The following is a 24,452-nucleotide window of genomic DNA, read 5'->3' on the forward strand; positions in this document are numbered from 1 at the left end:
CGGCGAAATCCAGTGCGGCATTGTCATCTTGCGCCCAACATGCCTCCACGCTAGCAAGAAGGCTCATCTTCTCGTGAGCCTTTGCCATGCGCCAGCGCCCTGCCCTCACGCCGCTTGTCGGCGCGCTTTCCTCCACGGTGCCGTTTGTCGGACCGGAAGCGCAGGAGCGCGAGCGCGGACGTGCGTTTCGCGCCCGCATCGGCGCCAATGAGAGCAGTTTCGGGCCTTCGCCGCGCGTTATCGAGCGCATGGAGAGCGTCGCGCGTGACCAGTGGATGTATTGCGATCCCGACAATTACGAGTTGAAGCAGGCTGCGGCCGCCCATCTCGGCATCGGCGCCGAAAACGTCGTGGTCGGCGAAGGCATAGACGGGCTGCTCAGCCTGGTGGCGCGCATGTATGTCGCGCCTGGCGACGCGGTGGTCACCTCGCTCGGCGCCTATCCGACGTTCAATTTCCACATTGCCGGCGTCGGCGGCCGGCTGGTCACGGTGCCTTACGAAAACGACAAGGAAAGTCTTGACGGCCTGTTGGCGGCGGTCACCCGAGAAAAGGCGCCGCTGGTCTATCTCTCCAACCCGGACAATCCGATGGGCAGCTGGTGGGAAGCGAGCGAGATCATCGGCTTTATCGAAGCCTTGCCGGAAACCACCATGCTGGTGCTCGACGAGGCCTATGGCGAATTGGGGCCGACCTCGGCGCTGCCGCCGATCGATGTCGCGCGGCCCAACGTCATCCGCATGCGCACCTTCTCCAAGGCATACGGGCTGGCCGGCATTCGCTGCGGCTATGCGGTGGCCGAGGCTGAGGTGATCCGCGACTTCGAGAAGATCCGCAACCATTACGGCGTCAGCCGCATGGCGCAGATCGCCGGCGTCGAGGCGCTGGCCGACCAGGACTGGCTGCACAGCGTGGTGGCGCGAGTCGCTGCCGGACGCACACGTATAGCCGGGATTGCCGAGACGAACGGGCTGAAGCCGCTGCCATCGGCGACCAATTTCGTCACCATCGATTGCGGCAAGGACGGCGCCTTCGCGCTGAAAGTGCTGCAAAATCTTTTGTCGCGCGACGTGTTCATTCGCAAACCGATGGCGCCAGGGCTCGACCGTTGCATAAGGGTCAGCGTCGGCCTCGATCATGAGCTCGACATCTTTGCCGAGGAACTGCCCGGCGCGCTCGCCGCGGCACGGGGAAACTAGCCCGGCCGATTGCCGTCGCGACACGGCCTGCCAATGCCGCCAAAGGCCAAGACAGAACCAGCCGGGCCCCCGGCTTCCGTCGATCCAACAACAATCCAACCGTTCAAGGCTGTTGCTTTCGTCCGATCCCGCGCCAGTTCTTGAGCATGGGAGATAACGACCGGCAAAAGGCGGTGCAGGCGCGCGTGCATGGTAAGGTGCAAGGCGTCGGCTATCGGATGTGGGCGCGACGCGAAGCGATAGGGCTTGGCCTCGTAGGTTGGGTACGCAATGAACGAGACGGCACGGTGACGGCCTCGATTGCCGGTGCCGATGCTGCGGTTTCCACAATGATCGAACGGCTCCGGCAAGGGCCACGGGGTGCTTCGGTTTCGAAGGTCGAGATCCAAGAATTCGAACTCCTCGACGCGCCCATCGACTTTCGGATCATTGTCTAGACGGAACCACTTTATTGCCGCTTGAATTAATCGAACGTTCGTTTTATTACTAAATACCGGGAGGCGATCATGGCACGCACAACGGGATCCGATGGCGAAAAAACTGAAGCGGCCGTCCGCGAGGCGGCGGTCAGCCTGATCGCCCGCTTCGGCTATGAGGCGACGTCGATGCGACAGCTTGCCGCCGAGGTCGGCGTCCAGGCGGCCGCGCTCTACCGCTATTTTCCGACGAAGGAAGACCTGCTGTTCACGCTGATGCGCGAACATATGGAAGGGCTGATCGAAGCGTGGGACGCCGCACGCCCCGACGCAGCCGATCCGGCAATGCGGCTTGCCGCCTATGTCGAAAACCACATCGCTTTCCACATCGAGCGCCGCCACTCCACCCATGTCTCGAACATGGAATTGCGCAGCCTGTCGCATGACCGGCTGACGCAGATCCTTCGCATGCGCACCGCCTATGAGAAGGAGTTGCGCGCCATCCTGCGCGACGGCGCGGAGGCCGGCGCCTTCAGTGTCGATGACACCGGGCTCACTGCCATGGCCCTGATCCAGATGATGACCGGCGTCATCGTCTGGTTCCGGCCGGGCGAGCGGCTGTCGATGGCTGAAGTCACGGCGACATATCTTTCAATGACAATGCGCCTGGTTGGCGCGAACATAGACGGCAAGACTTACAGCGCCGCGCGTCCCTTCGGACGCGCAAAGGACGCTGTAGCATTTTGATTTCGCGCATGATCCTTTCCGAAAATCAAAGTTGATTTCGGGGTCATGCGGCAGGAGGGAACGGCATGTACACGAACACACTCAGCTTCGGGCATGACGAGGACATCGAGGCGCTGCGCGATCTGGTGCGCCGCTTTGCCCAGGAGAAAATAGCGCCGATTGCTGCCGAGATCGACCGCAGCAATCAATTCCCCACGCATCTGTGGAAAGAGCTCGGCGCGCTCGGCCTTCTCGGCATCACCGCCGATCCCGATTTCGGCGGCAGCGGCATGGGCTATCTCGCCCATGTCATTGCGGTGGAAGAGATTTCGCGCGCCTCGGGCTCGGTCGGCCTTTCCTACGGCGCCCATTCGAACCTCTGCGTCAACCAGATCAACCGCTGGGCGACGCCGGCGCAGAAGGAGAAATTCCTGCCGGCATTGTGCTCGGGCGAAAGGGCAGGTGCGCTGGCCATGTCGGAATCGGGCGCCGGCTCCGACGTCGTCTCGCTCAAGCTGCGCGCCGAAAAGCGCAATGACCGCTATGTGCTCAACGGCTCGAAAATGTGGATCACCAACGGCCCCGATGCTGAAACGCTGGTGGTCTACGCCAAGACCGATCCCGAGCGGAAATCGCGCGGCATCACCGCCTTCATCGTCGAAAAGACGATGGCCGGCTTCTCGGCATCGCCAAAGCTCGACAAGCTCGGCATGCGCGGCTCCAACACCGGCGAACTGGTGTTCGACAATGTCGAGGTGCCCTATGACAATGTGCTGCATGAGGAGGGCCGCGGCGTCGAGGTCCTGATGTCGGGCCTCGACTACGAGCGCACCGTGCTCGCCGGCGGACCGCTCGGGCTGATGGCGGCCTGTCTCGACGTGGCGATCCCCTATGTGCATGAGCGCAAGCAGTTCGGCCAGCCGATCGGCGAGTTCCAGCTCGTGCAGGGCAAACTTGCAGACATGTATTCGACGATGAACGCCGCGCGCGCTTACGTTTATGCTGTCGCGGCTGCCTGCGATCGCGGCCAGACGACACGCAAGGATGCTGCCGGCTGCGTGCTGTTTGCCGCCGAAAAGGCGACGCTGATGGCGCTCGACGCCATCCAGCTGCTTGGCGGCAACGGCTATACCAACGAGTATCCGACCGGCCGGCTGTTGCGCGACGCCAAGCTCTACGAGATCGGCGCCGGCACCAGCGAGATCCGCCGCTGGCTGATCGGGCGCGAGATCATGGCGGAAGGGGTTTAGCATGGCCGTACTCCAAACCCAGATCTCGCCCTCCTCCGAAACCTACCTCGCCAATGCCGAGCGCATGCGGGCGCTGGTTGCCGACATTGCGGACAAGGCGGCAACCGTCGAGCGCGGTGGCTCGGAGGAGGCGCGCGAGCGTCATGTTTCGCGCGGCAAGCTGTTGCCGCGCGAGCGGCTGGCGCAATTGCTCGACACCGGCTCGCCTTTCCTCGAGATCGGCCAGTTCGCGGCATGGTCCATGTATGGCGAGGAGATTTCCTCGGCCGGCATCATCGCCGGCGTCGGCCGTGTCGAAGGGACCGAGGTGATGGTCGTGGTCAACGACGCCACGGTGAAGGGCGGCACCTATTATCCGCTCACGGTGAAGAAGCATTTGCGCGCGCAGGAGATCGCGCTGCAAAACAATCTGCCTTGCGTCTATCTGGTCGACAGCGGCGGCGCCAACCTGCCCAACCAGGACGAGGTGTTTCCCGACCGCGAGCATTTCGGCCGCATCTTCTACAACCAGGCCAACATGTCGGCGGCCGGCATTCCGCAGATCGCCTGCGTCATGGGCTCATGTACTGCGGGCGGCGCCTATGTGCCGGCAATGTCGGACGAGACGATCATGGTGCGCAACCAGGCGACCATTTTTCTCGGCGGCCCGCCTCTGGTGAAGGCGGCTACGGGCGAAGATGTCAGCGCCGAGGAGCTTGGCGGCGCCGACGTGCACACCAGGCTGTCCGGTGTCGCCGACCACTATGCGCTGGACGACGAACATGCGCTCGCGATTTGCCGGCGCATCGTCAAAAACCTCAACCGGCGCAAGACTGTAAGCTTGACCTTACAGAAACCCATGCCGCCGCTTCATGACGCGCAGGAACTCTACGGCATCGTGCCGACGGATCTGCGCCAGCCCTATGATGTGCGCGAGGTGATCGCGCGCGTCGTCGACGGCTCCGATTTCGACGAGTTCAAGCAGAATTACGGCACCACGCTGGTCACCGGCTTTGCCCATCTTCAGGGCATGCCGGTCGGCATCATCGCCAACAATGGCGTGCTGTTTTCCGAAAGTGCTGTGAAGGGCGCGCATTTCATCGAACTGTGCTGCCAGCGCAAGATCCCGCTGATCTTCCTGCAGAACATCACCGGCTTCATGGTCGGGCGAAAGTACGAGGCCGGCGGCATCGCCAAGGACGGCGCCAAGCTGGTGATGGCGGTTGCCACCGCCAAGGTGCCGAAGGTGACGATGATCATCGGCGGGTCGTTCGGCGCCGGCAATTACGGCATGTGCGGCCGCGCCTACTCGCCGCGCTTCCTGTGGATGTGGCCGAACGCGCGCATTTCGGTGATGGGCGGCGAACAGGCGGCGACCGTGCTGGCGGTGGTCAAGCGCGAGGGCATCGAGCGCAAGGGCGGTGAGTGGAGCGCGGACGAGGAAGCGAAATTCAAGAAGCCGATCCTGATGAAATACGAGCATGAGGGCCACCCGCTCTACTCCTCGGCGCGGCTGTGGGACGACGGCATCATCGATCCGGGGAAAACGCGCGAAGTGCTCGCGCTCAGCCTTTCGGCCGCGCTCAACGCCGACATCGAAGAAACGAAGTTCGGCGTGTTCAGGATGTAGATGAGCAAGTTCGGCGAACGGATACATGTCCACACCGGCGACATCACCAGGCTTGCGGTCGATGCCATCGTCAACGCCGCCAATTCCTCGCTGCTGGGCGGCGGCGGCGTCGACGGCGCCATTCACCGCGCCGCAGGCCCGGAGCTCGAATTCGAATGCCGGATGCTGAACGGCTGCAAGGTCGGCGAAGCAAAGCTTACCAAGGGCTATCACCTGCCGGCACGTTACATCATCCACACGGTCGGACCTGTCTGGCAAGGCGGCGGAAAAGGCGAAGCCGGGCTGCTCGCCTCCTGCTATATCAGGTCGCTCGAAATCGCCGCCGCCAGGGATTGCCGGACCGTGGCATTTCCGGCGATCTCCCCGGCATCTACCGTTATCCGAAAAATGAGGCGACGCAGATTGCCGTTGGCATCGCAGGTACCTTCGTCGGACAGAACTCAACGCCCGAAACAGTTATTTTCTGCTGCTTCGACGAGCCAACAGCTCAACTATACCGACAAGCCGTTGCTGCCATTGAAGGATGCTAGTCTGCATGGATAAGATGGTTCATCCACCTACGCAAAAGAAATTTTCGGTGAGCAGGCTGGCGGCACTGGAGAATAGACGCTATTGTTCATCCCGCATTGGGCAACGGGGATGGGGTAAAGATGAGGCCGAAATATTCGGGAAAAACGACTGCGTCGGTACTTGCAGTCTTGCTTATATTTGCGGTACCCGGCGTTGGCGCCGCGGCATCGCTGGCGGGAAGCAAAGGCGACATCCATTTCTATCCGTATTTGCCGAAAAGCCCGAAAGACCAGTGCACCATGGCTTACAACGCCTATGTGGCCGCCGGCGGCCATTCGGCCTATGCGACCACGCCCTATGCCCGGATCCGTTCGTTGTACATCATCTGCGGCTCGGGCTTGAATGCACCGTCACAGAAGGCTGCCGAAGAACGGGCGATGAAATCCTGCGAGTCCGCCCGCAGCCATTACAAGGTCATTACAGGGGCGGGCTGCGAAGTTGCGGCATCGAAGTAGGCCGACAAGCATCGGCTTGGGCATTTTTCAAATGGGCGGCGCAAGATGAAATCGACACGCATCAAACGAATTACTGTATCGATGCTTGCCGGCCTGCTCGTATTTACGGCACCCGGTATCGGAGCGGCTGGATCGCTGGCGGGCAGCAAGGGAGACACCCGATTCTGGCCTCCGTTGTCACTGAATCCAAAGGAGCCCTGCACGAAGTCGTACAACGCCTATGTCGCGGCGAGTGGCCACTCGGCCTACGCGACCACATTCTACTCGCGCGTCGACGATCTTTACATCATCTGCGGTGCGCGGCTGAACGCGCCATCTCAGAAGGCCGCGGAAGAGTTGGCGTTGCGAAGCTGTCAGGTTGGCCTGAAAAAGTGGAAGGTTCAGACCGCGAGCGGCGGCTGCAAAATCGCGGCTTCGAAATAGGCTCATTCCTGCCAGACCGGCGCCGCCCGAGACAAACCCGGGAGGCTCCATGTTCGCCAAGATCCTGATCGCCAATCGCGGCGAGATCGCCTGCCGGGTGATCCGCACCGCACGTAGGCTCGGTGTGCGCACGGTTGCCGTCTATTCCGACGCGGATTCCGAGGCTCTGCATGTCGAGATGGCCGACGAGGCGGTGCATATCGGTCCCTCGCCCGTCGGCGAAAGCTATCTGCGCGGCGACAGGATTGTTGCGGCGGCGCTGGCGACCGGCGCCGAGGCCATCCATCCCGGCTACGGCTTTCTCTCGGAAAACCCTGATTTCGTCGACCAGGTGGTGGCGGCGGGATTGATTTTCATCGGCCCGTCGGCTGCCTCGGTCCGCGCCATGGGTCTGAAGGACGCGGCCAAGCGGCTGATGGAAAAGGCCGGCGTGCCGGTGGTGCCGGGCTATCATGGCGAGGCGCAGGAGATCGTGCTGCTGGCGTCCAAGGCGCGTGAGATCGGCTATCCCGTGCTGATCAAGGCGCGCGCCGGCGGAGGCGGCAAGGGCATGCGCCGCGTCGAACATCCCGAACATTTTTCGGAAGCGCTGTCAGGCGCACGGCGCGAGGCCAAGGCCGCGTTCGGCGACGATCGCGTGCTGGTCGAAAAATATGTCGACAAGCCGCGCCACATCGAGGTCCAGGTGTTCGGCGACAATTTTGGCAATGCCGTGCATCTCTATGAGCGCGACTGCTCGGCGCAGCGCCGCCACCAGAAGGTGATCGAGGAAGCGCCGGCGCCCGGCATGACGCCGGCGCTGCGCAAGGCGATGACGGAAGCGGCGGTCAAGGCCGCCAAGGCGATCAGCTATTCGGGCGCCGGCACCATCGAATTCATCGTCGACGCCTCGCAGGGGCTGAAGGCCGACCGTTTCTGGTTCATGGAAATGAACACCCGCCTGCAGGTCGAGCATCCCGTCACCGAAATGGTCACCGGCACCGACCTGGTCGAGTGGCAGTTGCGGGTAGCCGCCGGCGAAAAGCTGCCGAAGACGCAGAGCGAAATCACGCTTTCCGGCCACGCCTTCGAGGCGCGCATCTATGCCGAGGAAGCGGCGAAAGGGTTTCTGCCGGCGACCGGCACGCTGCATCACCTGGCGTTTCCCGACAACGCGCCCGAAGGCGCCAGCATGCGCATCGAGACCGGCGTGCGGGCCGGCGATGCGATCTCGCCCTTCTACGATCCGATGATCGCCAAGCTGGTCGTCCACGCCAAGGACAGGCAGGCGGCACTCGATGCGCTCGGGACTGCGTTGTCGCAGACCGAGATTGCCGGCTCGACCGTCAACACCGCCTTTCTCGCGGCACTTGCCGCGAACACCGATTTTTCGGCCGGCGACGTCGATACCGGCCTGATCGGCAGGCATCAGGAAGCGCTGACCGCGGTCGCCCCGCCGCGCAGCGAGATCGTTGCCGCGGCGGCCCTTGCCGCGGCGGGCGCCGGTGCCTTGCCGCCGTCGAACGATCCGTGGTCGTCGCTTGCCGGCTATGCGCATTTCCACAGCATTGCGCGCCGCACGCGCCTGCGCCATGGCGAGGACGATATACTGGCGCGTGTTTCAGTGCGGCCGGACGGGCGCTTCGAGGTGGCGCTGGACGCGCCCTATGACAGCGTCAATTCGCATGATCTTCGCGCCGCCCCTCGCCTTGCCCGCTGGCCAGGCCACGTCACCGTCTTCGAAGGCGCGGTCGGCTACAGTTTCTTCGTCCCGGATCCGCTGGCGCGCACCGACGAGGCGGCCGCCGCTTCCGGCAGCCTGCGCGCGCCGATGCCAGGCGTGGTCAAGCTGGTGCGCGCGGCAAAGGGCGAAAGGGTGATCAAGGGCCAGCCGCTACTGATCCTGGAAGCGATGAAGATGGAGCACACGATCGCGGCCAGCCATGACGGCGTGATCGCGGAAATCGCCACCGAGGGCGCGCAGGTCACCGACGGAACGGTGCTGGTGCGCTTCGTCGAAGAGGCTGCATAGCCGGCTGGAGGCTTGAACGAAAAATGGCCAGGACAAGCCCGGCCATTTCCTTGAGTACGCGGACGATTACTGCGCGATTGGCGCGTATTTGCCGTCATGCCACTGGTTGATGTCGTAGCTGGCGTTCTTCAGATCGCCCTTCTCATCAAAGGTCACGTCGCCGACCACGGTGCTGAAAGGCGTGCCGTTCTTCAGCGCTTCGGCTACCTTGACCGGATCGTCCGTTCCGGCGCGCTTGACGCCCTCTGCAAACGCCTGAACGACGGCGTAGGAGAACAGCGTAAAGCCTTCCGGCACGAAGCCGCCCGCCTTGATCTTGGCGATGGCCTCCTTGGCTTCCGGCTTGGCCTGCGGGTCCGACGGGAAGACGAACAGGGTGCCTTCACCGGCGGGGCCGGCGACCTGCCAGAATTCCGGCGAGGCGATCGAGTCCGGCATGATCAGCTGGAACTTGACGCTCTGCTCGGCCGACTGACGCAGGATAAGCCCGGCTTCCGGGTGATAGCCGCCGAAATAGACAACGTCGGCCTTGAGGTCCTTCAGCTTGGTGACGAGAGCCGAATAATCCTTCTCGCCGGCATTGATGCCTTCATAGTCGATCTCCTTGAGGCCACCGGCATTCATCGTCGCCTTCACGGCATCGGCAACGCCCTGACCGTAGGCGCTCTTGTCATGCAGGATAACGACATTCTTGCCGGCATATTTCTTGGCGATCCACGGGCCAATGAAGGCGCCCTGCGCGTCGTCACGCGTATAGAGACGCATGATCGTCGGCCAGCCGGCCTTGGCGGCGGCATCGGTCAGCTCGGGATTGGAAGAGGCCGGGCTCATCATCAGCGCGCCGGCCTCGGCGTAGACGGCGGAAGCCGGGATGCTCGAACCTGAACAGGCATGGCCGTCGATAAACTTGACGCTGTTGGCAACGATCCGGTTGGCCACCGAAACCGCCTGCTTGGGATCGCACTGGTCGTCCTCGATGTCGAGCTTGATCATCGAGCCGTTGACACCGCCGGCGGCGTTGATCGCGTCGGCGGCTGCCGTTGCGCCCTGCTTGAACTGGTCGCCGATCGTGGCGAGCTGTCCGGTCATCGGGCCGACCACCGAAATGGTGATGTCATCGGCAAAGGCAACCGGCGCGCTCATCATCAGGCCAAATACGGCCGCGCTCAAAATACCCATTTTTTTCATGGTGATAGAACTCCTCCCACACTCGCGCAGCCGCTCTGGCCGCGCTTCTTTCCGAAGGCGGGACAATTTCATCCTTCATTGGGCCTGTCTAGGCGCATCGGCGCCGCTCGATTGGGCCTCATCAACGCAAAAAGCCACGCCAGCCTGTTCCGGCCGGTCGTGGCTTTTTGCTCGTAGCAGTCCCCATGCGCCCCCGCGCCACCAAAACCTGCCCGCCGTCCCCATTGTGCACGACTGGACCGTGCCCGCCTGCCGCGTTCTTGTTCTTTCATGGTCGGCCGTCTTGTCGCGGCCTTGTCGTTTCACCGGTTCCGACCGTCTTTGCGGTCTTGATCCCGGGGCTTCCCTGTTTTCGATAATCTGCCTGCGATAATCTGCTCGCGATCTCAGTGCATCGTCATCCATTCGCGGGCTTCGCGCAGCGCCTTGGCGATCTCGACCTTGGACATTGCGGCCGACAGTTCCGAGCGCAGTTCCGCGGCGCGGACCGAGCCCTTGATGGCGGCGATGTTGAACCATTTGTGGGCGGCAACGACATCGGTCTCGCAATCGCGGCCGGTCGCGTACATCATGCCCAGTTCGAAAAGAATGTCGGCCTGGGCAGTTGCCCCCATGGCGCCGAAGCCGGCTTCAAGCATTTCAAAACGTGCCATTTTAGTCCCCTGTCTGGCTCCCGAGAGCGGGCCTCTTCTGTCCCCCGGTGTTCCCCGGGGAGCCGCTCTTTCGATGCTTCCGAGAATGAGGCCGAGCCTTGAATCCGTCGTTAAATGGCGTGCTTAATTTGGAGAAAACAAAGCTAAAACAAGAGGTAAACGCGGAAATTCGTTAAGGATACAAAGTCAGCAATCCCGCCGTTTTTCGATCGATTTGACGAAAATTTGCAAGACGCCGATCAACACTCTGCTAACCACGCAAACCAAAGCCAACGCCTCGATCGTTTCATTTTCACGGGCTGCGCTCTCCCGACCCCGCATGAAAATTGCGAAACCTTCCGTCGCGGCACCCGCTTTTGTTTTGCCGGGAGCTGGATTAGCTTACGTTTGCGTAAGGGGCAGAGAGGCGGCTGCCCCACCTAACACCAGGGAGGACAGATATGTTTCGCAAAGTGAGCTTGGCCCTGGCGGCCACCGTGATGATGGCTGGTGCGGCCTGGGCCGATCCGATCGAAGGCAATTGGAAGACACAAGCCGGCGACACAGCAGTTATCGGCGGCAGCGGTTCATTCTCCATCACCCTGAAGACCGGCAAATATGCCGGGAAGACCATCGGTTCGCTCAAGGCGGCCGGGGCCAACAAATATGCCGGCAACATCACCGATCCGGCAAACGACAAGACCTATTCGGGCAAGGCAACACTGTCGGGCACCTCGCTCAAGATGAGCGGCTGCGTGCTCGGCGGGCTGATCTGCAAGAGCCAGACCTGGCACAAGCTCTGATCTTGCTGCTTTGAGTTGACCAACGGGGCCTTCACAGGCCCCGTTTTCTTTTGCAGGACGGTCCGCGCCATAGCGACGACCGTGCCGTTTGCGGCGGCGCAAACCCGAACCGACGCTCTCTCTAAGACCTCGTCAATCACTTTGAACCGCAGATGAACGCCGGCATCAGCGCCGGTTCAGTCGCATCAGGGCATTTTGATGGCGTGTTCAAGGAGACACTCCGCAAATGCTCGCTCGCCGCTTCACCATCGTCTGCCTGTTGATGAGCCTGTTCGGGATGCTCTTCGCCATCCTCGTGGCCGAATCCGGCCGTCCGGCGCGTTCCTGGGATGCAGCCAGTTCCTGCCAATTCGATTGCATGAACCATTTTCGCCCCTGAGACGACAAAGACATAGATCCAAACAGAAAAGCAAAAGCCATGAACCGCATCGCCATCAACGCCCTCCAGACCCTTCGGCTCCTGCCGCGGGCGGCGCTCGTCCTGGTCGTGCTGTCGGCGCCGGTCCTGGCCATGCCAATGATGCGGGCCAATGCCGACACGACGATCGACGCGCCGGCGACGAAGAAGCATGGCGTCGGCTTTGTCTTGCTGGTCAGTCTGCAGCGCGGGTAAGGTGTGCCGGTATTAAGGTGATGCCGGCCTGCAAGTGGCGGCCTTGGTGCTCACATGCTTCGAGTACGCTCCGCTCCGGTTCTCGAAGCCAACCAGTTTGGTCGCTTCGCGCCCGGCTCGACTCCGGCTCAGCGTTACCTGAATCTCAGCACACCTTGGGCGTGGACGAATAAATCGACCACTTGGCGGCCATCCTCCCCTCCCAAGTGCGGCCTCAAGTCTCTATATTGAGCCATGGAAAAGCGAATCTACCCACAAGCTATCGAATCGGTCGTCATGCCGGAGCCTTTCGGCAAGCAGAGCTTCGACGACGCCAAAAAGGCCGTGGCCGCCTTGCAGGTGCTCTACGACCGCAACACCAAGTTTCTGCGCGACTCCTTTGCCACGCTTGCCGCCGGCGGCGACGAAAGCAAGCGCTACCGCGCCTTCTACCCAGAGATCGGCGTCACCACCAATTCGTTCACCCAGATCGACTCGCGCCAGGCTTACGGCCACATGCCGACCCCCGGGCATTTCTCGACCACCATCACCCAGCCGGTGCTGTTCGAACGCTATCTCGTAGAGCAGCTTCGCCTGATCATGCGCAATCACGGCGTGCCGGTAACGGTTTCGGAATCGACCACGCCGATCCCGCTGCATTTCGCGTTCCTTGAAGGAACCCATGTCGATGGCGCCGCCGCCGACCGCATCAAACGGCCGATCCGCGACCTGTTCGACGTGCCGGATCTTGACGGCACCGACGACCAGATCGCCAACGGCACCTTCGAGGTCGCGTTCGGCGAACCAAGGCCGCTGGCGCCGTTCACGGCGCAGCGCATCGACTATTCGCTGCACCGCATGACGCACTACACGGCGACGAGCCCGCAGCATTTCCAGAACTTCGTGCTGTTCACCAACTACCAGTTCTACATCGACGAGTTCGTCGCCCGCGCGCGGGCCCAGATGGCTGAAGGCGGCCACGGCTATACCGAATTCGTCGAACCGGGCAATGTCATCACCAAGGCAGGGCAAAACGCACCCAGCGAAGGCGTGGCGGCGCCGCGCCTGCCTCAGATGCCAGCCTATCATCTGAAGAAGCCGAACCATGGCGGCATCACCATGGTCAACATCGGCGTCGGCCCGTCCAACGCCAAGACGATCACCGACCATGTCGCGGTGCTGCGGCCACATGCATGGCTGATGCTCGGCCATTGCGCCGGCCTGCGCAACACTCAGGCGCTGGGCGACTATGTGCTGGCGCATGCCTATGTCCGGGAAGACCATGTGCTGGACGATGACCTGCCGGTGTGGGTGCCGATACCGCCGCTGGCCGAGATCCAGGTGGCGCTGCAGGAGGCGGTCGCCGAAGTCACCGGACTTTCCGGCTACGATCTCAAGCGCATCATGCGCACCGGCACCGTCGCCACCATCGACAACCGCAACTGGGAACTGCGCGACCAGCGCGGACCGGTGCAGCGGCTGTCGCAGTCGCGCGCCATCGCGCTCGATATGGAATCGGCCACGATCGCCGCCAATGGCTTCCGCTTCCGCGTGCCCTACGGCACGCTGCTTTGCGTCTCCGACAAGCCGCTGCATGGCGAGTTGAAGCTGCCCGGCATGGCGACCGAATTCTACAAGCGGCAAGTGGCGCAGCATCTGACCATCGGCATCAAGGCGATGGAGAAGCTGGCGGAAATGCCGATGGAACGGTTGCATTCGCGCAAGCTGAGAAGCTTTTCGGAGACGGCCTTTCAGTAGACCGGCTGCCGTAAATGTTTGCCGCGAGGCGTTTCGTCATCTTGATTGGGCCGCATTTCAGCCGATAAAGGCCTGATACCTCGGCAATGTATTACCCGGTCTATGGGCAAAACCCGGTCTGATGGCACGCGTGCGAAAGATGATGGCTTCAATGGCGTTCCTGGCAATGCTCGGCCTCTCGGCCGCGCTTGTAGCCGGGTTCTTTGGCGCACTGCATCCGGCCTTCGATTCCTTCGCCCATTTCCGCATCCATTTTGCCGTGCTGATGGGGCTGATTGCGCTGCCGCTGCTCGCCACCTCGTTTCGCCTGCAGGCGGGCGTGGGCCTGCTGCTGGCCGTGGCCGCCTTCGCCAGCACGTTGAGCGCCTTGCCGCGCCTGTGGCCGGTGCAGGCCGCCAATGACGCCGCGCCCGGCAACGAACCGGTCTACCGGCTGCTGCAGATGAACCTGCGTTTCAACAATCCGACACCCAAGAAGGTTCTTTCGCTGATCGCCAGGACCAACCCAGACGTGATCACGCTCGACGAAGTATCGGCCATGTGGGCGACCGAACTCGGCTATATCCAGAACGCCTATCCCTATCGCATCCTGTGCGCCCATCCCGACGGCGTGTGGGGCGTGGCGCTTTTGTCCCGGCGACCTTTTGCGGCCGGCACCGAGCCGCATTGCGAACCGCGCGGCGCGATGGCGGCCGCCACCATCGATTTCGGCGGCACTCCGGTCGATGTCGCGGCGATCCATTTGAGCTGGCCGTGGCCGAAGGAACAATACTGGCAGATCGGCGAGTTGACCGAGACGCTCACCTCGCTCGGCGAGACGGCGATCATGGCCGGCGACTGCAACGCCGTGCCGTGGAGCGCCGCGGTACGGCGCGTTGCCTCGCTCGGCGGACTGACCGTGATGCCGTCGGCCGGACCGACCTGGATCCACCGGACCCTGCCCGATTTCCTGCGGCGCTATGCGGGCCTGCCGATCGACCAGGTGTTTTCGAAGGGCGGGGTGACCATCCTGTCGTCGACGCAGATGGAAGAGACCGGCTCCGATCATCTGCCGGTGATGGTGGAATTTTCATTGATGCGCGACGAGACCAAGCCGGTCGACGAGGATTCTACCGCGACTGTGTCGCTGATCCAGCCCAGCATGGGCGGCTAGATCGTACGCCACGGGGCTTACGGTTTCACAAGCCTACCAAGGCCTCGATGATGCGCTCGACATGGCCGCCTTCACTGTGCTCGCGCGCGTCGAACGCGATCTGTTTTGCCTCATAGAGCTTGGAAGTGGCTTGCAAGCGCCGCGTGGCTTCGACGCGCGTTTTGTTGCATTGCGGATCGTTGGCAAATTTCAGGCCGCGAACCGACCGCTCGGCAGCCTGCATCATCTGCCCGGCGATACGGCCATGGGTTCCTTCATGAGCGAGAACGCCTGTGAAAAACCGGTTCCAGCGTTTGCGCAGCGCCGGCGTGATGGCCGAGGCGACGCGCGGGTAGGTGTAGGCGATGTTGAGCGTTCCATTGGCCTGGCGCAGGCGGCAGACGCCGTTGACCTGACCCACGTCCAGGCTCCAGTCGGCGGTGTAGCTTGTCTGCGCGATGGCGTGGGTCATGAAACCGTGCTTGGGGCCCCTGCGGTTCATGGCGATAACCAGACCGGCACCTGTCGTGCCGGTGATGTCATAGGTTCGCGTCTTGACGACGGTTTTCACCCCCGCCGACGCCGTCCCGACGACGCCGCAGGCCGCGCTTACGACGGCGACGCAAAACAAGACCAACACGCGCATGCCATTTTCCCCATGGACGCGGCAATGAGACCACAAGCAGACGACGGTTTCAACAATCTTTGGCGCCGAGCGCCTTACATGCCTTGGTAAACCCGGCCATCGCCGCCATTTTTGCTGGTTGAGACGGCCCCGGTCGGTGAGGCTCACATGCCCTGATAGACCGGGCCTTCGCCGCCTTGTGGCGGCACCCAGTTGATGTTCTGGTTGGGATCCTTGATGTCGCAGGTCTTGCAGTGCACGCAGTTCTGCGCGTTGATGACGAAGCGCACATCTTTGGCAGACGGATCGGCGGCGGCGTTGCCGTCCTTGTCGACCCATTCGTAAACACCGGCCGGGCAATAGCGGGTCGAAGGCCCGGCAAAGACATCATGCTCGGAACGCTTCTGCAACCCCATGTCGCCGACGATGAGATGCACCGGCTCGTTTTCCTCGTGATTGGTGTTGGACAGGAACACCGAGGACAGGCGGTCGAAGGTCAGCACGCCGTCCGCTTTGGGATAGGCGATCTTCTTGTGCTTGGCCGCGGGCTCAAGCGTGGCATAATCGGCCTTGCCATGTTTCAGCGTGCCGAAGGGCGAGAAGCCGAACAGCGTGTTCAGCCACATGTCGAGACCACCGAGGCCGACGCCGATAATGGTGCCGAAGCGCGACCAGAGCGGCTTGACGTTGCGGACCTTCTTCAAATCCTTGCCGATATCGGTCGCGCGCCAGGCGTCCTCATAAGACGACAGCTCGTCATTGGCGCGGCCGGAGCCGATCGCTTGCGCGACATGCTCGGCCGCCAGCATGCCGGACAGCACCGCATTGTGCGAACCCTTGATGCGCGGCACGTTGACGAAGCCCGCCGCACACCCCATCAGCGCGCCGCCGGGGAAGGAGAGTTTCGGCACCGACTGCCAGCCGCCTTCGGTAATGGCGCGCGCGCCATAGCCGATGCGCTTGGCGCCCTCGAAGGTGCGCGATATCGCCGGATGCGTCTTGAACCGTTGGAATTCCTCGAAGGGCGACAGCCAGGGGTTCTTGTAGTTGAGATGCAGGACGAAGCCGACCGCGACCTGGTTATCCTCGAGGTGGTAGAGGAAGGAGCCGCCGCCTGTCTTCAGGTCGAGCGGCCAGCCGAAGGAGTGCTGCACCAGGCCCGGCCGGTGGTTCTCGGGCTTGACCTGCCACAGCTCCTTGAGGCCGATGCCGTACTTGCCGGGCTCACGGCCGTCGGACAGTTTGTATTTTGCGATCAGCTGCTTGGACAGCGAACCGCGCGCGCCCTCGCCGATCAGCACGTATTTACCCATCAGCGCCATGCCCGGCGCAAAGCCCGGGCCATGTGTGCCGTCTTTTTCGACGCCCATGTCGCCGGTGATGACGCCCGTGACCGCGCCGGCATCGTTGTAGACGAGGCTGGCGGCAGCAAAGCCCGGATAGATCTCCACGCCTAGCGCTTCAGCCTTGGTTGCCAGCCAGCGGCAGACATTGCCGAGCGAGACGATGTAGTTGCCGTGATTGTTCATCAGCGGCGGCATCAGGATATTGGGCAGACGGAACGAGCCGGCGGGGCCGAGCACCAGGAAATCGTCGGCCGTAACCGGCGTCTTGAAGGGATGGCCATCTTCCTCGCGCCAGCCCGGCAACAGGCGGTCGATGCCTATGGGATCGACGACGGCGCCTGACAGAATGTGTGCACCAACCTCGCCGCCCTTTTCCAACACCACGACGGAAAGCTCGGGATTGACCTGCTTGAGACGGATCGCTGCGGCAAGGCCCGCCGGGCCGGCCCCGACGATGACCACGTCGAATTCCATGCTCTCGCGTTCGATCTCGCTCATCAACCCCTCCGCACTGGCCAACCGTTTCCGGCATTTTGCTGGCTCCTGCGCTGCATAGCGCATCAATCCGCGACAGGAAACCGGCGCTGACGTGACAATGCCGATTTCGACAAAAAGTCGCGGATAACAACTCTGCCGCAAGCGTTTTGCGCGCGGCCGCGCTCAGCGTCCCATATTTTAATTGTTCGACGGCTCTCTTATCGGCCATACTTATTTCCATGCGCACGCCGTCCGGCTATTCATTGACGCGCTTCCCCCTTCCGCCCGGCCGGACGTGCCGAGCGATCCTTCTCGCCCTTTCAATGCTTACGCCGGTTCGCGCTCAGGCCGAGCCGGTGAAGGTATGGGCGACCGGCGCCTATTCCTTTTCCGACGAGCTTGGCGGTTTCCACATCACCGGCGCCTCGGGCACCGGCACCAAGGAAGATCCGTTGGTCATCTCCGAGGAGCTGAATTCGTCGACGCCGGTGACGCTCACCATCCGCACCACCAAACCGATCCAGCCGTTCAGCACCAACGGCGAATTCGCCAACGGCATCCTGTACATGCGTATCGAGGTGCTCAACAACAGCGGCCAGGCCTGGGTCGAATTCCAGTTCGAGCTGCAGGAGATACTCAACCAGCCGAGCGTGTTCGGCGACGGCCTGTCCTTCGACCAGCGCAACAAGACGCCCGACAACATCCTGTCGAACGCGTACGCCGATTTCGACCGCGATTTCGAACCCTATGACCGGCTCTTGTTCAAGAGTGGACAGATCGACCCGCTGAAGAGGGGACGCTTCGAGTTTCTGATCACCGACTACACGCCGCGCTGGACGTTTTATCTGGTTCAGGATCCGCGGATTCCTACGGGGTAAGCGGCAGACGCCGTGAAAATCGCCACGAAATGCCCTTCGTGATTGGCGAAAGCCGACGAGCGCGTAATCTCCCTCCGTGAGGGGGAGATGGCCGGCAGGCCAGAGGGGGTCGCTGCGCGTCGAGCGCCAACCTCCTCTGTCGCCGACAGGCCGCGTCCGGTCGTGCCGACCCCCTCTGTCGCCTTCGGGGACATCTCCCCTCGAGGGGGGAGATTACTAACCGCCCAACCTTGCAAATCGTCTCTCGGCGGACGAATGTGCCCGGCATGACTGCCGCCTCCCCCAACAACCGATCCGACCTGGCCGAGTTGCTCGCCTTCTACGCCTCTGCCGGCGTCGACGAAGCGTTGGAGGACGCGCCGGTGAACCGGTTTGCCGGGGCAGCACCGAAGCGCCCCGAGCGCACAACGGCGCCTGCCGCGCCGTCTCGCGAAAACAAGGCACCGGAACAAGCCACGGCAAGCCCTGGTCTGGATGCGAGCCGGGTGCCGGACGCGCCGGCGCGCTCCGTGCCGGCCACCGCGACGGTGCCCGACGAGGCGCAGGCGGCTCTTGCCCGGCAAATGGCGGCAAGCGCCTCGACGCTCGACGCGCTGCGCCAGCACATGGCGTCCTTCGACGGCTGCAACCTCAAATTCACCGCCAAGAACCTGGTCTTTGCCGACGGCAATCCGGAAGCGTCGGTGATGCTGGTTGGCGAGGCGCCCGGCCGCGACGAGGACATTGAGGGCCTTCCCTTCGTCGGCCGCTCCGGCAGACTGCTCGACCGCATGCTGGCGGCGATCGGGCTTGATCGCACCTCGGTCTATATCGCCAACGTCATTCCCTGGCGGCCGCCCGGCAACCGAACGCCGACGCCGCACGAGACCGAGATCTGCCGTCCGTTCATCGAGCGGCAGATCGAGCTGGTCAATCCGAGGGTGCTGGTCAATCTCGGCGGCCCATCAGCCAAAACCTTGCTCAACACGACCGAGGGCATCCTGCGCCTGCGCGGCAATTGGCGCGTCCACACCACGGCTTCCGGTGTCGCCATTCCGGCGATGCCGACCCTGCATCCGGCCTATCTCTTGCGGACCCCTGCGCACAAGAAGCTGGCCTGGCGGGACTTTCTCGAGGTGAAGGCGAAGTTGCGGGAGGTGGGGTGAGGCGCGCCTCTTCCTTCCACCCTTGCGGGGGGAGGTGGATCGGCGCGCAGCGCCGAGACGGATGAGGGGTGTTCCAGCGGAGTGAGACGTTGGCGTTCCCTGGAACACCCCTCATCCGACCGAGCTTCGCTCGGCCACCTTCTCCCACAGGGGGAGAAGGGAGAACCGCGCCAATGACCTCCGAGGTAATTGAAATACCGCCCACCCCGGCCTAATCCTTTCACCCATGACAACACCCCAGACCTCTGCCGGCGGCCTGATCCGCGAATGGCGCACGCGCCGGCGCATGAGCCAGCTTGATCTCGCAATGGAGGCTGAGATTTCCCAGCGTCATCTCTCCTTCGTCGAAAGCGGCCGCGCCGCGCCCTCGCGCGAGATGGTGCTGCATCTGGCCGAGCAGCTTGAGATTCCGCTGCGGCAGCGTAATCAGCTGTTGCTGGCTGCCGGCTTTGCCCCGAGCTTCAGCGAGCGGCCACTCACAGATACGACGCTGGCGCCGGCGCTTGCCGCGGTCGAGAGCGTGCTCAAAGGGCATGAGCCGTTCCCCGCCCTCGCCGTCGACCGGCACTGGAACCTGATTTCCGCCAATGCCGCCATCGGCCCGTTTCTGGCCGATGTTGCCGAGCCGTCGCTGCTCCAGCCGCCGGTCAATGTGCTGCGCCTCAGCCTGCACCCGAACGGCATCGCACCGCGCATCGTCAATCTCGCGGAATGGCGGGCGCATCTGCTGGAGCGGCTGAAACACCAGAACGATGCCGCCGGCGATCCCGTCCTGGTCGAGCTGGAGCGCGAATTGCGAACCTATCCGTCCGGGCTCAAGGGTGCGCGGCCGGTGCGGGTCGAGCCCAACGGCATCGTCCATCCGCTGCGGCTGGCGCATGGCGACCAGGTGCTGTCCTTCATCAGCACCATCACCGTCTTCGGCACGCCGCTTGACGTGACGCTGTCGGAACTGGCGATCGAGTCTTTCTTCCCGGCCGACGAGCAGACGCGAGCGGTGCTGGTGCGGCTGGCGAAGGAACGTGCGGAAGCTAACTGAGCCAACCCCGCGGACCTCCTCACCCCTGTGGTGGCGCTGCCTTGCGCGTTCGGGTGCGTTCCAGGCCGAGTTGGCGCTCGCGCCAGATGATGAACATGCCGGCGGCAACGACGATCACACCGCCGACGAGCGTGTTGATGGTGGCGATATCGCCAAAGGCGAAATAGCCGACGACCACGCCGAGGATCATCGAGGTGTATTCGAACGGCGCCACCACCGAAGCTTCGGCATGGCGGTACGCCGCCGTCATCAAAATCTGCGCCAGCCCGCCACAGAACCCTGCTGCGACCAGCAGACCGGCCTGCAGCGGCGTCAGCGCCTGCCAGCCGAAGGGCAGCGTAAGCAGCGCCATGACACTCGCCGTCGCCGAGAACCACAACACGATGGTCGCTGTTCGTTCAGTCTGGACAAGATTGCGCACGAGCAGGATGGCATTGGCGGAGATTGCTGCAGAAACAAGAGCAGCGATGACGCCCAGCACCTCCTGGTCGCCGAGCGCGACGCCCGACGTGAGCAGCGTCAGCTCCGGCCAGGAGATGATCAGCACGCCGACCAGACCGACCGCAACCGCGCTCCAGCGATAGACGCGAATGGCTTCGCCGAGGAATAGCGAGGAGAACACCACCACCAGCAAAGGCTGGGCATAGTTCAGCGTGATCGCCTCAGGCAGCGGCAGCCGGGTCAGCGCGAAGAAGCCGAGCCCCATGGCGCAAACGCCGACGACACCGCGCGCAATGTGGTTCAGCGGGCGTTTGGTGGCGAACGCCGTACCGAGTTTTCTCTTGAAGGCCAGGAAGACGATGATCGGGAAGATGGCGAAGAAGGAGCGGAAGAAGACGATCTGGCCGGCCGGCAAAGTGCCGGCGGCCTTGATGCAGGTTTGCATGCCGACAAAGACTGCCACCGACATGACCTTGAGCATGATCCCAGTGAGAACATTAGAGCGCCGCGCGTCGTCTTCGACGCGCAAAGGACGCTCTGACACTTTAAATCTGCGCATCGTGCTTTCCAAAAATCGACATTGATTTTTGGGCCGATGCGCGCCGGGATGATCGGACAGTTTCCCGCCCGCTTCGTCTCCAGGCCCGGCTTTCACTGTTTTGTTGCTTCCCGGATCTCCGCTGAGATGCGCGTCGAACGACGCGGTACACAGGCGCCCATGCCGAACTTCGATGTGACGACGGTCATCAAGGCCTCACGATAATGGCGGAAGGGGAACGCCCCGAAATAGGCATTGGCGCAGTTTTGTCGAGTGACCGTTTCGTGTAAAGAGCGCGCAACTTTAGATTTAATGGGCCAGGACACGTCAGCGGCTCCGATAGCGACAGGGAAACCCAAGGGAATGCGAACCGATACCGGCCAGGTCTTCAAGCTCGAAGACTACCGCCCCAACGACTTTTCCATCCCGCAAACCGGCCTCACCTTCCGCCTTTCGCCAGACGCAACGCGTGTCACCGCAGTGCTGACGATCGAACGCCGCGATGGCGCCGCCGCCTCGACGTCGCTGGTGCTGGACGGCGACGGGCTGGTGCTCAAGCGCATTGCCATCGACGGTCGCGAGCTTGCCCCGGCCGAGTATCTCGCCACGCCGGACCAGCTGACCATTTTGAGGCCGCCGGCCCGTTTCCAGCTGCTGCTCGAGACCGAGATCGCGCCGGCCAGCAATGAGGCGCTGATGGGCCTCTACCGCTCCAGCAATGTCTATTGCACGCAATGCGAGGCCGAGGGCTTTCGCCGCATCACCTATTTCCTCGACCGCCCCGACATCCTGTCGGTCTATACCGTGCGTATCGAGGCGAGGCTGGACGAAGCGCCGCTGTTGCTTTCCAACGGCAATCCGGTCGAAAGCGGCGCGCTTGCCGACGGCTGGCACTTTGCAGTCTGGGACGACCCCTTCCCCAAGCCGTCCTATCTGTTTGCGCTCGTGGCCGGCAATCTCGGCAAGGTTGCGGACAGTTTCGTCACCATGTCCGGGCGCGAGGTCGAACTCGGCATCTATGTCGAGCCAGGCAAGGAGGGGCTTGCCGGCTACGCCATGGATGCGCTGAAGCGCTCGATGCAATGGGACGAGCAGGCCTTCGGCCGCGAATACGACCTCGACGTCTTCAACATCGTCGCCGTTTCCGACTTCAACATGGGGGCCATGGAGAACAAGGGCCTCAATATCTTCAACGACAAATATGTGCTGGCCGACCGGGAAACCGCCACCGATGCCGATTTCGCCAATATCGAGGCGATCATCGCGCATGAGTATTTCCACAACTGGACCGGCAACAGGATCACCTGCCGCGATTGGTTCCAGCTCTGCCTGAAAGAAGGGCTGACGGTTTTTCGCGACCACGAATTCTCCGCCGACCAGCGCTCGCGCGCGGTCAAGCGCATCGCCGAAGTGCGCACGCTCAGGGCACACCAGTTCCCCGAGGACCAAGGACCGCTGGCGCATCCGGTGCGGCCGCGCCGCTACCGCGAGATCAACAATTTCTACACGGCGACCGTCTACGAAAAAGGCTCGGAAGTCGTGCGCATGATCCGCACCATTCTCGGACCTGACACGTTCCGCGCCGGAATGGATCTCTATTTCGAGCGCCATGACGGCGAAGCAGCGACGATCGAGGATTTCCTCAAAGTGTTCGAGGACGCCTCCGGGCGCGATCTGTCGCAATTCGCGCTCTGGTACCACCAGGCGGGCACGCCGAACCTGACCGTCAGTTCGACGCACAATCCGGCCACGCGCGAGTTCACGCTCGAGATCGAGCAGTCGGTGCCGCCGACGCCGTCGGAAAGCCGCAAGCGGCTGATGCACATCCCGCTCGCCTTCGGGCTGGTCGGCGCCGGCGGCGAACCGGTTGCCTATGGCGGCGTCGAGGGCGCCGCCGTCGAGGACGGTGTCATCCATATTCGCAAGCGCCGTCACATGGTGCGCTTCTCAGGCGTTGCCGAGCGGCCGGCGGTGTCGCTCAACCGCGGCTTTTCGGCACCGATCACGCTTTCGGTCGAGCAGAAGGCCGACGACCAGTTCTTTCTCGCCGGCCATGACAGCGATGCCTTTGCGCGCTGGCAGGCGTTCAACACGCTTTTGACCGATGCGCTGATAGCGGCCTTCCGCCAGATCCTCGGCGGCGCGAAGCCGGCTTTCACCGCCAGGCTGACCGGACTTGCCGGCAAGATCGCCGGCGACGAGACCCTGGAACCTGCCTACCGGGCGCTGGCGCTGTCACTTCCGGGCGAGGCCGACATTGCCCGCGACATCGGCACGAACATCGACCCCGACGCCATCTTCGCTGCCCGCCAGGCACTGGCGCTGGCAATCGCGCGCCCCAATCAGCAAACGTTCACCGGCCTATACAGCCACCTCGCCGACGATGGTCCGTTCAGCCCCGACGCGGCAAGTGCGGGACGACGGGCGCTGCGCAACACCCTGCTCGACTATCTCTCGCTGCTGCCGGAAGGCGCTGCGCTCGCCGCCCGGCATTTCGAGGTCGCGACGAACATGACCGACCGCGCCGCAGCACTGACCGTCCTTGCGCACCGCCATGACGGATCGCTGGAGGCGATCAAGGCGCTGGCCGATTTCGAGGCGCGTTATGGCGCCGATCCGCTGGTCATGGACAAATGGTTCCAGATCCAGGCCAGCGTGCCAGGCCCCCGGACAGTCGACACGGTACGCGAGCTGACTGGGCACGCAGCTTTCTCGATGGCCAATCCGAACCGGGTGCGCTCGCTGGTCGGCACATTCGCCAGCGCCAACCAGACCGGCTTCCACCGCGCCGATGGCGAAGGCTACCGGTTTTTTACCCAGACCGTACTCGAGGTTGAAAAACGCAATCCGCAAGTGGCGGCCAGGCTGGCGACAGCGCTGCGCTCGTGGCGCTCGCTGGAGCCGGGCAGGCAAGCCAAGGCCAGGGAAGCGCTGCTGGCCATCGCCGGTGCCGAGAACCTGTCGGCGGATTTGCGGGATATTGTGGAGCGAACGCTGGCCTGATCCCTCCCCCTTGAGGGGACGGTGGACAGCCGCCGAAGGCGGATGGACGGGTGGGGTCGTTGCGGCAGTGCGCGACCTCGACCAACTTCGACCGTGATTGAGAGAGTCGAGCGCTTCGCCGAGGACCCCACCCGGCCCTTCGGGCCACTCTCGCCTCAAGGAGGGATTTCAGCGTTATTTCAATCAATTTTTAATG

General features: G+C 63.0%; 23 protein-coding genes and 1 pseudogene. 18 read left to right on the plus strand and 6 right to left on the minus strand.

What is annotated here, in order from left to right; genetic code table 11:
• Positions 1-86 precede the first annotated feature (86 nt).
• The 9 genes and pseudogenes from NLY33_RS26585 (at position 87) to NLY33_RS26625 (ending at position 8,659) form a co-directional block, all read left to right on the plus strand.
• Entirely contained in the window at positions 87-1,199 is a 1,113-nt protein-coding gene (locus tag NLY33_RS26585) for a pyridoxal phosphate-dependent aminotransferase (RefSeq protein WP_023705409.1), read from the plus strand.
• Positions 1,200-1,345: 146 nt separating this feature from the next.
• Positions 1,346-1,636 carry an acylphosphatase gene (locus NLY33_RS26590; RefSeq protein WP_023705410.1) on the plus strand — a complete coding sequence of 97 codons (291 nt, stop codon included), beginning with the start codon at positions 1,346-1,348 and terminating at the stop codon, positions 1,634-1,636.
• A 69-nt stretch (positions 1,637-1,705) separates the two neighbouring features.
• A complete protein-coding gene (locus NLY33_RS26595) occupies positions 1,706-2,362 on the plus strand; it encodes a TetR/AcrR family transcriptional regulator (protein WP_023705411.1) in 657 nt (218 codons plus the stop codon).
• Positions 2,363-2,427: 65 nt separating this feature from the next.
• Entirely contained in the window at positions 2,428-3,591 is a 1,164-nt protein-coding gene (locus NLY33_RS26600) for an isovaleryl-CoA dehydrogenase (RefSeq protein WP_023692831.1), read from the plus strand.
• 1 nt (position 3,592) lies between these two features.
• Positions 3,593-5,200 (plus strand): carboxyl transferase domain-containing protein, encoded by a 1,608-nt coding sequence (locus tag NLY33_RS26605; protein WP_023705412.1) that lies wholly within the window; start codon positions 3,593-3,595, stop codon positions 5,198-5,200.
• A pseudogene (locus NLY33_RS26610) lies at positions 5,201-5,730 on the plus strand (O-acetyl-ADP-ribose deacetylase).
• Between the two features lie 120 nt (positions 5,731-5,850).
• Positions 5,851-6,225: a hypothetical protein gene (locus tag NLY33_RS26615; RefSeq protein ID WP_023670207.1), complete on the plus strand. Its 375-nt coding sequence runs from the start codon at positions 5,851-5,853 to the stop codon at positions 6,223-6,225.
• 45 nt (positions 6,226-6,270) lie between these two features.
• Complete coding sequence (locus tag NLY33_RS26620) at positions 6,271-6,648, plus strand: hypothetical protein (RefSeq protein WP_023684512.1); 378 nt, start codon at positions 6,271-6,273, stop codon at positions 6,646-6,648.
• 49 nt (positions 6,649-6,697) lie between these two features.
• The gene (locus NLY33_RS26625) at positions 6,698-8,659 is read left to right on the plus strand and encodes an acetyl/propionyl/methylcrotonyl-CoA carboxylase subunit alpha (protein ID WP_023705413.1); all 1,962 of its coding nucleotides are present in this window, start codon (positions 6,698-6,700) and stop codon (positions 8,657-8,659) included.
• A 66-nt stretch (positions 8,660-8,725) separates the two neighbouring features.
• Here the strand turns inward: NLY33_RS26625 and NLY33_RS26630 are convergent, their stop codons facing one another.
• The gene (locus NLY33_RS26630) at positions 8,726-9,847 is read right to left on the minus strand and encodes an ABC transporter substrate-binding protein (protein ID WP_023670204.1); all 1,122 of its coding nucleotides are present in this window, start codon (positions 9,845-9,847) and stop codon (positions 8,726-8,728) included.
• Between the two features lie 386 nt (positions 9,848-10,233).
• Positions 10,234-10,500, minus strand: a complete 267-nt coding sequence (locus NLY33_RS26635) for an SEL1-like repeat protein (RefSeq protein ID WP_006199745.1) — start codon at positions 10,498-10,500, stop codon at positions 10,234-10,236.
• A gap of 440 nt (positions 10,501-10,940) precedes the next feature.
• Here NLY33_RS26635 and NLY33_RS26640 point away from each other — a divergent pair, with 440 nt between their 5' ends.
• The 5 genes from NLY33_RS26640 to NLY33_RS26660 all read left to right on the plus strand — a co-directional run bounded on the left by NLY33_RS26640 (position 10,941) and on the right by NLY33_RS26660 (position 14,785).
• Positions 10,941-11,282, plus strand: coding sequence for a DUF2147 domain-containing protein (locus NLY33_RS26640; protein ID WP_023705415.1), 342 nt, complete (start codon positions 10,941-10,943; stop codon positions 11,280-11,282).
• Positions 11,283-11,508: 226 nt separating this feature from the next.
• Positions 11,509-11,661, plus strand: a complete 153-nt coding sequence (locus NLY33_RS26645) for a hypothetical protein (protein ID WP_023670201.1) — start codon at positions 11,509-11,511, stop codon at positions 11,659-11,661.
• A 39-nt stretch (positions 11,662-11,700) separates the two neighbouring features.
• Entirely contained in the window at positions 11,701-11,895 is a 195-nt protein-coding gene (locus tag NLY33_RS26650; protein WP_023670200.1) for a hypothetical protein, read from the plus strand.
• Between the two features lie 276 nt (positions 11,896-12,171).
• A complete protein-coding gene (locus NLY33_RS26655; RefSeq protein ID WP_023731828.1) occupies positions 12,172-13,632 on the plus strand; it encodes an AMP nucleosidase in 1,461 nt (486 codons plus the stop codon).
• A 139-nt stretch (positions 13,633-13,771) separates the two neighbouring features.
• Positions 13,772-14,785 (plus strand): endonuclease/exonuclease/phosphatase family protein, encoded by a 1,014-nt coding sequence (locus NLY33_RS26660; RefSeq protein ID WP_156932609.1) that lies wholly within the window; start codon positions 13,772-13,774, stop codon positions 14,783-14,785.
• A 25-nt stretch (positions 14,786-14,810) separates the two neighbouring features.
• Here NLY33_RS26660 and NLY33_RS26665 read toward each other — a convergent pair whose 3' ends face one another.
• Positions 14,811-15,557 carry a DUF922 domain-containing protein gene (locus NLY33_RS26665; RefSeq protein WP_348528043.1) on the minus strand — a complete coding sequence of 249 codons (747 nt, stop codon included), beginning with the start codon at positions 15,555-15,557 and terminating at the stop codon, positions 14,811-14,813.
• On the minus strand, positions 15,554-17,233 hold the full coding sequence (locus tag NLY33_RS26670; protein WP_023705418.1) for an electron transfer flavoprotein-ubiquinone oxidoreductase: 1,680 nt from the start codon (positions 17,231-17,233) through the stop codon (positions 15,554-15,556). Before NLY33_RS26670 ends, NLY33_RS26665 begins: the two co-directional genes overlap by 4 nt.
• Before the next feature lie 302 nt (positions 17,234-17,535).
• Here NLY33_RS26670 and NLY33_RS26675 point away from each other — a divergent pair, with 302 nt between their 5' ends.
• From NLY33_RS26675 to NLY33_RS26685, 3 genes are all read left to right on the plus strand, one after another.
• A complete protein-coding gene (locus NLY33_RS26675) occupies positions 17,536-18,090 on the plus strand; it encodes a hypothetical protein (protein WP_032890987.1) in 555 nt (184 codons plus the stop codon).
• A gap of 266 nt (positions 18,091-18,356) precedes the next feature.
• Entirely contained in the window at positions 18,357-19,235 is an 879-nt protein-coding gene (locus tag NLY33_RS26680; protein WP_023705420.1) for a uracil-DNA glycosylase, read from the plus strand.
• 226 nt (positions 19,236-19,461) lie between these two features.
• Positions 19,462-20,274 (plus strand): helix-turn-helix domain-containing protein, encoded by an 813-nt coding sequence (locus NLY33_RS26685; protein ID WP_023705421.1) that lies wholly within the window; start codon positions 19,462-19,464, stop codon positions 20,272-20,274.
• A gap of 19 nt (positions 20,275-20,293) precedes the next feature.
• On the opposite strand, the gene NLY33_RS26690 is transcribed toward NLY33_RS26685, so the two are convergent.
• Positions 20,294-21,196, minus strand: coding sequence for a DMT family transporter (locus NLY33_RS26690; RefSeq protein ID WP_023705422.1), 903 nt, complete (start codon positions 21,194-21,196; stop codon positions 20,294-20,296).
• A gap of 170 nt (positions 21,197-21,366) precedes the next feature.
• Complete coding sequence (locus NLY33_RS26695; RefSeq protein WP_155922471.1) at positions 21,367-21,579, minus strand: hypothetical protein; 213 nt, start codon at positions 21,577-21,579, stop codon at positions 21,367-21,369.
• Between the two features lie 37 nt (positions 21,580-21,616).
• On the opposite strand from NLY33_RS26695, the gene pepN reads away from it, so the two are divergent.
• Positions 21,617-24,256 carry an aminopeptidase N gene (pepN, locus tag NLY33_RS26700; RefSeq protein ID WP_023705423.1) on the plus strand — a complete coding sequence of 880 codons (2,640 nt, stop codon included), beginning with the start codon at positions 21,617-21,619 and terminating at the stop codon, positions 24,254-24,256.
• The last annotated feature ends 196 nt before the right edge of the window (positions 24,257-24,452 follow it).

It is taken from the genome of Mesorhizobium sp. C432A (genome assembly GCF_030323145.1).
Classification (GTDB): Bacteria; Pseudomonadota; Alphaproteobacteria; order Rhizobiales; family Rhizobiaceae; genus Mesorhizobium.